The sequence below is a fragment of the Carboxydocella thermautotrophica genome (genome assembly GCA_003054495.1).
Classification (GTDB): Bacteria; Bacillota.
Genome location: CP028515.1, coordinates 25,259 through 36,740, shown reverse-complemented (window position 1 = coordinate 36,740; position 11,482 = coordinate 25,259). Strand labels below are relative to the sequence as shown.

Here is an 11,482-nt window from a genome sequence, read left to right as displayed (position 1 = left end):
CTTGAATAAAAGGATATTGGTTGCCTTAGGGGGATTGTTGTTGGCATTAATAGGGGTTTTCGGTGCCAATAGATACGTAAAAGCCAACTTAAAAGAGGTTGAGGTTGTCACCGTTAAACAGGAGATACCGGCCTATACTCAAATTACTCAGGATATGCTTACCACAAAAACGGTGGGTGCTAATGGCCTGGATGCTAATGTAATCAAGGACAGCAAACAGCTAATAGGCAAATACACTACCACTAAACTGATCCCGGGGGACCTGATTCTGCCAGGCAAGATCAGCGATATTAACGAGGTTCCCCAGGGTTATTTATATACGATAAAGCCGGAAGATCGGATAGTGGCTATTCCCACGGATTTGACCAAATCTGCCGGCGGGACTGTAAAAAAGGGCGATTATGTGGATTTAATCGTTATTTTGAAGTCAAACAATGGACCAAGCTCAGCCAAGCTTTTTCTGCAGCATATTCCTGTCATAGACGTACGGGACCCGGATGCAAACCAACTGGGGGCTGTCAAGAAGGATGAAGAAGGCAAGATTATTGCCACCAATCAAAAGAAGGTGCCTGGCGCTATTGTGGTTGCGGTTAAGCCCGATCAGGCTGAGAAGATCGCTTTATATTCGGAAGTCGGCAAAATTTTTGTTGCAGTAAATCCCAGGGATTATAAGCCGGTGAATACTCCTGGTTTTACGCTGGGGGCAGCAGCGGCAGCCGGTTATTAGAGAGGATGGAGGGGGAGTTTAATGAGTCTGTTGGGCAAGAAAGTTAAACCTGCGCAGGAGTTTGTGGAGGCAGTGGATTGTAAAGAGGACTATTTTGTGCTCAGAAATGGGGAAACCAGGGCAATTCTTGAGGTAACGCCACTGAATTTTCCGCTTTTGAATGAGGATGAGCAGGCCAGTGTTATCAGCCGGTACAGCAGGCTCTTAAATTCCCTTTATTATTACTCACAGGTGTTGGTTGTCTTTTCAAAGATTAATGTTAACAAATATCTGGTTGCTCAGCATGAGTCCTATACCAAAAGCGGCATGATAAATAACCCTCTGGCATTGGCGGAGCTGAAGTTTACCAAGGAGTTGCTGGAATCCCAGAATACCCTGGACCAAAAGTTTTACGTTATTGTTGGCCATAAGAACGATGCCATTGATATTGCCAGAGCAGAACTGAAAACTAAAACAGAGCATCAGATCAAGGAGTTAGAAAAGAACGGCTTGCAGGCTAAACGCTTAACCGGAGCAAAGCTGGAGAAGCTTTTAATCGAGATGCACCAGGGGAATGGCAAAGGCCGGACTTTTCTGGACCGGTGCACCCCTGGCGTAATTGAGATTGGCCGGGATTATATCAAGTGTGATGATACCTACTTCAGGACTTTGTATTTGGATGAAGAAAGCGGCTATCCCGATATGGTGGGATTTGATTGGATAGACAGCCTTTTTGATATACAAGAAACGGTCTGCTTTTCGTTTCATATTCATCCGTCCAGGGATGGGCACTATGAAAAACATGTCAGGAAAGCGGCTCAAAAGCTTAAACGGGAGCTGGGCTGGCACACATACATGAAAGGTGAAGCTGATGAGGAGCAGTTAGACCAAAGGGAAGATGCTCTGGCCATGGGCAGGGGTTCAGGCCGCTTTAAGTTATTTGGCGTATCTGTCTATATCGGTATCAGGGCAAGAACATTAAAAGAGCTGGACAGGGTTACAAAACTGGTTACTACCAAGTTAAACGGACTAATGATGGAGGCATACCCTGCCACTTTTTATCCCGAAGAAGGGTTTAAAAGCATTTTGCCAATTGGCAGGGACTGCTATCTAAAACCCAGGGGTCAGGAACGGATTTTGCCGACCCAGGTAGTGGCCAGGATGTTTCCGTTCAGATCATCGGCCATGGCTGATGAAAAAGGAGTAATTCTGGGCGTGGATCCGGATACCAAAGCTTTAGTTACCATAGATTTGTTTTCTCAAACCAACCCGCATTTATCTGTTCTTGCCGAATCAGGAGCGGGCAAAACCTTTGCGGTAGACACTATTATTCACCGCTATTTGCTTAAAGGAGTTCCGGCGATTATAGTGGAGCCTTTACATGCTCATAAAAGGTATTGCGAGGCGATGGGGGGCCAATATATTGATGCTACTGTAAGTTCGGATTTTTGCATTAACCCTAATGACCTGCCATTAATAAAATTGCCTGGTTCACTTCGATCCACGGTATTGAGACTGCATTCTTTCTACTCCATGGCAGCTGGCAGGCCGTTGACTCCCAAAGAAGCCAATGACCTGGATAAAGCTTTATACAGGGCATTTGAAAAAAGAGGCATTACTGATGATCCCAAGACCATGCATAACGAGCCGCCGTTACCGGCAGAGGTGCAGGATGAGTTATACAGGCTAAAGTCGAAAGACCTGGCAGACAGCCTGGAAAGGCTGACGAGAGGGACTTATTCAGTGCTTTTCAATGGCCAGACCAATATTAATTTCTCTTCAAAGCTGGTAGGGATAAGCACCAGGAATCTGGAGGAAGCTATTGCTCCGCTATTTTTATTTAACATTATGGCTAAAGTTGAGGGGATCTTAACAAAGGACAAAAACCCTGCCATTTTTGTGGTAGACGAGTACTACCGCTATTTCCAGGGAAAGAAGGAGTATGAGCCGTTTGCCTTGTTTCTACAAGCCATGATTAAGTCTTTCAGGCATTATAACACGGCGGTTATTCCGATTACCCAGGACATTGATGATGCTTTGGATAACGCCATTGCCAAGGCGCTGATTACAATTCCGAACAGCATTTTGCTGTTTGAACAGAAAAAGAGAAACATAGAAACCATTGATAAAGAGATAGTGAGCTTATCTGCCAAGGCTAAAGATTACCTTACCAGCAGCGGCCGGGGAGAAGGGCTGATTAAATCCGGCGGAAAGTATGCCAAAGTGGAGGTAATAGCCGCACCTGAGCTGGAAAGGTTGATAGTCACTGACCCCAACCGCTTGCGGGAACTGGGAGTTGAAGGCTAATGGAAACGGCTCAGGTTATACTTTTTGTGTTGCGCAACTTCAGAGCTATTATTAAGCTGGTTCTCTGGTTATTGGTTTTTCTGATCTTGTCCGTAGCTATGATGGCTTATGGGATTTCGATTATCTTTGGCAATTATGATGTAACTAATCCCCGGAATCCGGTATTTGCCGGAGGATACTCCTTTCCCCTGGGAGTGCCGTTTCGATATACAAGCCTATTTGGCGAGGACAGGGGCGATAACTTTCATGAAGGGGTAGATATGGCGGTACCGATTGGAAGCCCGTTGTATGCGGTAAAGGATGGGGTAATAAACTACTTGAGCACTGAAGGGAACGGCGGGATTGCTATTGGGATTATGGGAGATGATGGCCGCTGGTATTATTACGCTCATCTCAACGAATATGCGCCAGGCATTAAAGAAGGGATGATGGTTAGCAGTGGTCAGGTGATAGGTTACAGCGGCAACACCGGAAGATCTACCGGACCGCATCTGCATTTTGGGATTAAAGAGGGTGGCAGGTGGATTGACCCTTTGCCTTTTTTGAACCAGATAGAGAAATTATTTGCTGGTAGAAAGAAATTAATGTTTAAAACTTTTTAATAAGGAGAAAATAATTATTAGATGAATAAAAAGCACAAAAATTCCTTTGTAGAGAAGGATTTTCTTTATATATAACTCTAATATAGAGTTTGCAAACATGGTATAGATACGGTTATAATGAAATAAACTAAAGTAGACAGCATGGCCAGCCTGGTGGAACCGGGCAGAGGTGCAGGGTAAGTCCAAACACGATTTGGCGCCTGTGACACAACGGCCATGCTGTTTTGATTTTTTTAACCGTTTTTCATAGTTATTTTATATTTTTTGGTCACAAAAAATCAGCGGATTATTTTGATATCATCGGCCATCAGGTGAATTATTTTCTCCAGGTAGGAGGGTGTACTCGGACGCGGGACATATTCTCTGCAAAGGGAACCTGCGATAGCATCTGCCACCTGAAGCCCTTTTTCTTTTTCCGAATTAGAACCGCAAATATTTAATCTGGGCATTCCAAGACCTTTTTTGATATTCCTTATATGCTTGTCCATATGTTTTTGATTTTTTTCCACGTTATCTACAGCTATAACTACATCATTCTCAGTGATTCCGCAATGTTGTAGCAGCTCGATAATAGTAGGCACATATAGTTCTTTGTGCTTGCCATTATAGCCAACCCTTAGCACAGCCCAATACCTTAGCTCTTCCGGTGTGTATTCAGCAATGGTATTTAAGATTTTTCTTCTTTCATCATCATTGGCTTTTGTATCATGATATTCATTTTGGCAGAATCCTTTTTTACGTTTTTTCATCCAGTCCCGCCATTTTTTAATAATACTTTTGGCTATGGCAGGGTCTTTAACACATACTGCCGTAAAGATATAGTCTCCATTATATCCGGATTCGTCAATAAAAAAATACATTGGATCACCTTCCTGAAGGTAGATGCAAGTAGCTAGCTTTTTCAGTATTTTATTATAGCATTATTTTTGATAAAAAGGTTAGGAGATTAGTTAAGGTAACTTCCCTTTGGATAGCATAGATTACCCGGCTATGTTTTTATATAGCCGGGTATTGTTTTTTGGGTATGCACTTTGTCAACTAAAGGGTACAGTTTTTGAGGGGTGCTGGCAATGGTTTTCTTTATCACTAATCACTCTAAATACTCCCATATACCTCAAGGTATCCAAATCATATTTCCCTTGCTTTTCTTTCATTCACTATGCGTACTGCCCCTATCATTTGGACTTAAAGAAATCCCTCGGAATAACACCTTTAGGAACTTAATGTTCGAACCGAAATTATGGCTCATCTACCAAGTCAAGTTTTTAATGCGCTTGACGAGTAAGAACAGCGACTACATAACGCGCTGCTTCTGCGGGACCGTAAGTGTTTTCGATTATATTTCCTATTACAAGTTCAGGGCCAAAATCAATCTTGCGAGCATTCTCAATAATATATGATTTTTGCTCATCTGTAACTTTAGGAAGTATTTTTCCAATGTTAGATTCTAACAAACGTGCAAAATAATCCCCATTTTCTTTTAGGAGTTCTTCTATCATAGCATTCACAAAAACCTCTTTTTCATAGCCACAAATAACTAATGCCATATGGCGACAAGCATTTACTATATTAAAAGGGCTGCCTTCAATATGCGATCGTTTATGCTCCTCCCCAGCAACTATAGCATAAACTAGCATTCCTCTAAAATGAACCCGTCTCCACGGCGAACCATTATATGTATAGTACCTAAATCAAGCATATGATATCTCTCTACATCCCCATGAAAATACTCCCTACCTCGGCTGGTGGTTCAGGTCAAATTTGGAGATAACACAATATATAAAAACTTCCGGGCTGAAAATGGACTGCTTGTGGCCTGGGGCGGATATCTGAGATGCCAGTGATCTTGTAAAAGCCATACTTAATAACTATAACAAATTACCAGAGGAACTTCAGGCAGAATTGCCACTAAAACCTATCTGGGTTCTGGTCAGTGAAGAGGAATGAGCTTTTGAGACTTTTAGCCCTTGGATGTATTTCTTTGTGCTATTAACGGATACATATAAAAACATTACAAAATAATAACAATGTTAGTATTGATAAAGTAACGTATTAAGTATAGAATAATAATCAAAGAAAGAAATGGTAATGATGGTAAAACTCAAAGGAAGGAGCTGGTTAGAATGCGCAAGAGAATATCTGAATTGGCAGAAAAGGTTTTTGCCGGGGTACCATCGGCTGGAAGAACACCGCTGGGAAAAGGGGAGTATAAGGTTAAGGTTATCAATATTAAGGATTTAGTAGACGGAGTGGTTGATACCGCCAATTTAGCAGAAGAAGTAGTTGAAAGTTTGGATAAGGTTAATCAGTTTATGGTAAAAGAGGGAGATGTGATTATTACGGCCAGAGGAACTGTGATCAAATCAGCAGTGGCAACCAAAGAATGCGAGGGGTGTTTGATTAGCGGCAATCTTATCGCTATAAGATTAAGGCCTGGTGCAGAAATTCACCCTCATGTCCTCCAAGCTTACTTTGAAAGTAAACTTGGCCAGAAGAACATTCAAAGTATTTCAAGGTCATCTGCGTTCATGCTATCTCTTACTAAGTCATCGGTAATGGAGTTAGAAATTCCGATTCCGAACAAAGATGACCATGATAATCTGGTAAAGCTAACTAAATTGCGCAACGAGTATTTCAAGGCTGCGAAAGAAGCAATGAACTTAAGGCAAATGCTTATTCAAGAAACAATTAATAAATTGTTTGTGTAGGAGGTTGAATCGTGATGAAACGTGATTTCAAGGAGAAATATATTCAAGTAATTTGGCAATGTATTGATGAGATTAGAGGTGTACTACCGGCTTCTGAACAATTCCAGTATATATTGATGTTGCTCTTCTTAAAAAGGATATCTGACCTATATGATGAGGCTAGAGAAAATGGACATAAGGTAATGCTAGTTGTACCGGAGTCTTTAAGGTGGGTTGAAATAAAAAAAACAAGCCAAGATCTCGGTGAGAAACTTAATAGTTGTTTTAAAGAATTGGAGGTAGCTAACGACTTTTTACCTGAAGGGATTTTTTCTGAGATAGATTTTAATCGCTTAATCGCTGAAGATAAAAGCGATGTGCGGTTGAGAAGGTTAATTTTCCAAATAAGTGAATTAGACTTAAGTAATAAGACATTAGGGGGACAAGAAGAGTTTAATGCGTTTTTGGAGGAACTATTAGAAATTATGTCTGAAGGTCCTCTGCGAAATGAAAGTGGATATCTATTTACAGAGTTAAATCTCAGAAAACTGATTATTGACTTAGTGGAACCTGAAGAAAATATGTCTGTTTATGAACCGTTTGCTAGAATTGGATATATTCTGAGAGAGTTTGCCCAGAGGAGTTATTGCAAGTTATATGGGAATGAAATGAGTCGGTTACTTTGGAGCTTGTGTCATATTTATTTACTCCTTACTGGAACAAAGGAGGCAGAGATTATAAATACAAATCCAATTAAGACCCCCTTGCTCGAAGAAGGGCGATTGGCCAGGTTTGATAGGATAGCTACTGTTCCGCCCTGGGGGTGGAAATCAAGTTTTATAGAAAGTGATGAGTATGGCCGGTTTATTTATGGGAAATCGCTTAATAACATGGATTTTTTAGTAATCCAGCATGTATTGGCTAGTTTAAATGATGAAGGAAAAGCGGCGATGGTGTTAACTTATGGTCCGTTAATCCGAGGTGGTGTTGAAGAAAAGATCCGGAATAGAATACTTCAGGATGATTTGGTTGAAGCGGTAATAGGGTTACCCAATAACGTGTTTAATAATATAAGTCTGGCGACAGCAATTGTTGTGTTTAATAAAAACAAACCGGAAAATAGGCGTTATAAGGCGTTGTTCATTGATGCAAGCGAATGTTTTGAGAAACGCAAGCGCCGTATGTACTTAACAAAGGAAGGAAGAAACAAGATAGTTAAAGTTTATAAGGAATTCCGCAAAGAAAGTGGTTTTTCCAATGTAGTTGATGTAAGAGATATTGTAGTAAGCAGTAAACCGCTGAATGTATCTTTATATATTGAGAAAGAAGAGAAAGACGAAAAAATTGATTTTGGAGCTGTGTTTGAAAAATTATCTGAGTGGCAGACTGTAGCTGATAAATATGCAACGAAGATAGATGCATTGCTAAAACAACTAAATAAATAGTTATAAAAAACAAAAAATTTGAAGGATAAAAACGGGTTGAAGTAGAAAATATATCAATTATTACATTTTATAGCAACTACTTAGTAAGGTAAGGGGATGGGAAAAATGTCTCTCTCTGAAGCTGATACCCGTGCAAAATTAATAGATCCAGCTCTTTATGCCCGGGGCTGGACAGAAGACATGATTAAACGTGAGGAAACTGCAGGAGCAATAGAAATTATAGCAGGTAAAGCCCGTAGACGTTCAAAAGGCCGTACAGATTATACTTTGCGAATAAAAGTAAATAAAGATACCCAGCCAGTAGCGGTCGCATTAATAGAGGCAAAGGCAGAGCACTTGCCTCCAAATCATGGTCTGGAACAAGCTAAACTTTATGCCGACTGTAGAAGGCTGAATGTACCCTTTGTATTTTCTACCAACGGCCATCTTTACGTAGAATTTGATCGTTTCACTGGTATCACTTCAGAACCAAAGCCCTTATCTCAGTTTCCGACACCCCAGGAGTTAAAAAAACGTTACGAACAAGGCCTGGGATTCAGTTTGGAAGACGAGAAGGCAAAACCGTTACTTACGCGATATGCAGGTGGTGAAGCTACCCGACGTTACTACCAGGATGCGGCGATTCGTGCTGTTCTCGAAAAACTTGCCAGGGGAGAAAAGCGCGCTTTATTATCTTTGGCAACAGGGGCTGGAAAAACCTTTATTGCCGTTAACCTCTTGAAGCGTATTGCTGATGCTGGACAGTTACGCAGGGCGCTGTTTATCTGTGACCGTGATGAACTAAGGAACCAGGGTATAGCCGCTTTCCAAAATGTCTTTGGAGCTGATGCTGCAGAAGTTACAGGGAATAATCCTCAGAAGAATGCTAGGGTCCTTGTTGCTACATACCAAACCCTTAATGTAGATAAAGACGACGATGATGCTAACTTCCTAATAAAAAATTACCCGGAAAACTATTTCAGCCACATTATTATAGATGAATGCCACAGATCTGCCTGGGGCAAATGGTCAATAGTACTGACAAGAAACTACGAAGCCGTACAGATTGGACTTACAGCAACACCTAGACAGCTTGAATTCCCTGAGGATAGCAAAGAGGCGGAGTTAGACCAAAAGATAAGTGCCGATAACATTAAATATTTTGGCGAACCGGTATACGAATATGACATGGGCCAGGGAATTGAAGACGGGTATCTGGCCGCTTGTGAAATTCAAAAAGGCCGTGTTAATATTGATGATACCGGTATAACAATCGATGATATCCTGGCCAGAAACCCAATAGACGCTAATACCGGTGAACCGATTACGGAAGAACAACTTAAGGAACTGTATGAGAAAACTGATTATGAAAGCAGAATACTGCTACCTGACCGGGTCATGGCTATGACGCAGGACCTGTTTAATTACCTTTTGGAAACAGGCGGGCCGGAACAAAAGACTATCATCTTCTGTGTTCGTGACCGTCATGCTGATGATGTCGCAGCAGCAATGAACAACCTGTATGCCAATTGGTGCCGGGAAAACGGTAAACAACCGGTACAAAACTATGCCTTTAAGTGTACTGCTGCTAGTGGAGGTTCTAATTATCTTTCAAACTTCAAAGGAAACAACCGGAACTATTTTATTGCAACGACTGTAGACCTGCTTACTACTGGAGTAGATGTACCAGTTTTGCGAAATGTGGTATTCTTTAAGTATGTTCGTTCACCAATTTCCTTCTATCAGATGGTTGGCCGGGGAACCAGGCTGGACCCTGCAACAGGGAAGTTAATGTTTAGGATTTATGATTACACTGATGCTACCAGACTTTTTGGAAAAGAATTTATAACCAAGTTTACTCCGAAAAAAGAGACAGGCGAAGAAGGAGATAAAGGGCCAAGGCCGCAAGAACCAATAATTCAGGTTGAAGGTTTTGATGTGCGGGTTACCGATGCAGGACGGTATATTTTAACTATGGTAGATGGTAAAGCAATGCCTGTCACTGTGGAAGAATACAAACAAATATTGGCAGCCAAGTTAGTAGAAGAAGCGCCGACTTTAGAAGAATTTCGCATTCGCTGGGTTGATCCAGTTCAGCGGCAACAATTGTTACTTAGCTTACCTGAAGCAGGAAAATCTGCAATATTGATACGCTCCCTGGAAGATATGAACGAATACGACTTATATGATGTATTAGCTGAATTAGGTTACGGTCTGGCGCCAAAAACAAGGATGGAGCGTGCCGGGGCCTTTACATATAAGAATCGCAGCTGGCTATCAAGTATGCCAGAAGCTGCTGCTGAAACAGTAAAGGCTTTGGCGGCTCAGTTTGCCAAAGCGGGTACAGAAGCTTTGGAGAATCCTCATATATTTAGGACTCCTGAGGTTAAAAAAGCTGGCGGTTTAGACGCTCTTAAGGCATTAGGTAAACCAGCAGATATATTACGTGAAACTAAGGAAAGGATGTTTGTAGCATAAATGATGATAGCAAAAGAGGAAAGAAAACTACCTGAAGGTTGGAAATGGGTGAGGTTAGGGGAAGTTTGTGAAATAAATCCAAAGCGGGATTTTAATACAAGAAACGAAAATACTCCAACGACATTTATTCCAATGCAAGCTATTGACGAGCAAAAAGGAGTTATTAGTAGATCGGAGATAAAACCTTATTCCGAAGTCAAAAAGGGGTATACCTTTTTTAGAGAAAATGATGTTTTGTTTGCTAAGATTACGCCTTGTATGCAAAATGGAAAACATGCTGTAGCACGAAATCTTATTGATAAAATAGGATTTGGTTCTACAGAGTTTCATGTTATTCGGCCTACAAATAAAGTTATTTCTGATTGGATACATGCATTTATAAGACAACCTTCTGTTTTAAAAGAAGCTATGGCCTATTTCACGGGTGCTGTTGGCCAGCAAAGAGTTCCCGCAAGTTTTTTAGAAAACTTACAAATCCCTCTCCCTCCACTCCCTGAACAAAAACGCATTACAGCTATTCTCAAAGAACAAATGGCAACAGTAGAAAAAGCAAAGGCTGCAGCGGAAGCACAGTTAGAGGCTGCTAAGGCTTTACCGGCAGCTTATTTGCGGGAAGTATTTCCACAAGATAAAGGAAAAAAACTGCCTGAAGGTTGGAAATGGGTGAGGCTGGGGGAAATATGTGAATTTATTAGAGGCGTAAGTTTCAGCGCTTCAGAAGTTAGTACTGTCCCTGGGGACGAACTCGTTTGCATACTTAGAGCAGGAAATATAAAATATGAGCTTGATTTTGAAGATGACTTAATATGGGTTTCTAGGGAAAAAATTAGGCCAGAACAGTTTTTAAGATTGGGCGATATTGTTATTAGTATGTCTTCAGGGAGTGCAAACGTTGTAGGTAAGTCTGCTCAGGTAATGAAAACGGTTAATGCTTCTGTTGGTGCTTTTTGTGGTATAATTCGGCCAAAGATTAAAGAACAGGCAAATTATATTGCTTTATGGTTGCGTTCACCTTTTTTTATTCAATGGAGGGATAATCAAGCGCGAGGAGCCAACATACAAAACCTACGGTTATCGCAATTTGAAAACTTACAAATCCCTCTCCCTCCACTCCCTGAACAAAAACGCATTACAGCTATTCTCAAAGAACAAATGGCAGAAGCAGAAAAGCTGCGTAAATCCTTGGAAGAGCAACTTGAAACAATCAATAAACTCCCGGCGGCATTGCTGCAGAAAGCTTTTAGTGGAGAGTTATAATAAACAAATAACATAAACGGA

9 protein-coding genes are annotated in these 11,482 nt (G+C 41.1%); 7 read left to right on the top strand and 2 right to left on the bottom strand.

Going from position 1 to position 11,482, the window contains the following annotated elements:
* Window position 1 precedes the first annotated feature (1 nt).
* The 3 genes from cpaB to CTH_RS13930 are packed head-to-tail and all read left to right on the top strand — an operon-like array spanning window position 2 to window position 3,615.
* Window positions 2–727: a Flp pilus assembly protein CpaB gene (gene cpaB, locus CTH_RS13940; protein ID WP_107754418.1), complete on the top strand. Its 726-nt coding sequence runs from the start codon at window positions 2–4 to the stop codon at window positions 725–727.
* A gap of 21 nt (window positions 728–748) precedes the next feature.
* On the top strand, window positions 749–3,013 hold the full coding sequence (locus tag CTH_RS13935) for a VirB4 family type IV secretion system protein (protein WP_107754416.1): 2,265 nt from the start codon (window positions 749–751) through the stop codon (window positions 3,011–3,013).
* Complete coding sequence (locus tag CTH_RS13930) at window positions 3,013–3,615, top strand: M23 family metallopeptidase (RefSeq protein WP_107754414.1); 603 nt, start codon at window positions 3,013–3,015, stop codon at window positions 3,613–3,615. The genes CTH_RS13935 and CTH_RS13930 overlap by 1 nt, the downstream gene beginning before the upstream one ends.
* Before the next feature lie 278 nt (window positions 3,616–3,893).
* On the opposite strand, the gene CTH_RS13925 is transcribed toward CTH_RS13930, so the two are convergent.
* Together CTH_RS13925 and CTH_RS13920 are read right to left on the bottom strand one after the other, a co-directional pair.
* Window positions 3,894–4,475, bottom strand: a complete 582-nt coding sequence (locus CTH_RS13925) for a DUF3800 domain-containing protein (RefSeq protein WP_107754412.1) — start codon at window positions 4,473–4,475, stop codon at window positions 3,894–3,896.
* Window positions 4,476–4,880: 405 nt separating this feature from the next.
* Window positions 4,881–5,252 carry a hypothetical protein gene (locus tag CTH_RS13920; protein WP_107754410.1) on the bottom strand — a complete coding sequence of 124 codons (372 nt, stop codon included), beginning with the start codon at window positions 5,250–5,252 and terminating at the stop codon, window positions 4,881–4,883.
* A gap of 486 nt (window positions 5,253–5,738) precedes the next feature.
* Here CTH_RS13920 and CTH_RS13915 point away from each other — a divergent pair, with 486 nt between their 5' ends.
* The 4 genes from CTH_RS13915 to CTH_RS13900 all read left to right on the top strand — a co-directional run bounded on the left by CTH_RS13915 (window position 5,739) and on the right by CTH_RS13900 (window position 11,461).
* Window positions 5,739–6,323 carry a restriction endonuclease subunit S gene (locus CTH_RS13915; protein ID WP_107754408.1) on the top strand — a complete coding sequence of 195 codons (585 nt, stop codon included), beginning with the start codon at window positions 5,739–5,741 and terminating at the stop codon, window positions 6,321–6,323.
* A gap of 14 nt (window positions 6,324–6,337) precedes the next feature.
* A complete protein-coding gene (locus CTH_RS13910) occupies window positions 6,338–7,747 on the top strand; it encodes a type I restriction-modification system subunit M (protein WP_107754406.1) in 1,410 nt (469 codons plus the stop codon).
* A 105-nt stretch (window positions 7,748–7,852) separates the two neighbouring features.
* Window positions 7,853–10,204, top strand: coding sequence for a DEAD/DEAH box helicase family protein (locus tag CTH_RS13905; protein ID WP_159073904.1), 2,352 nt, complete (start codon window positions 7,853–7,855; stop codon window positions 10,202–10,204).
* A complete protein-coding gene (locus CTH_RS13900; protein ID WP_107754402.1) occupies window positions 10,205–11,461 on the top strand; it encodes a restriction endonuclease subunit S in 1,257 nt (418 codons plus the stop codon). It begins immediately after the preceding gene.
* Window positions 11,462–11,482: the final 21 nt, after the last annotated feature.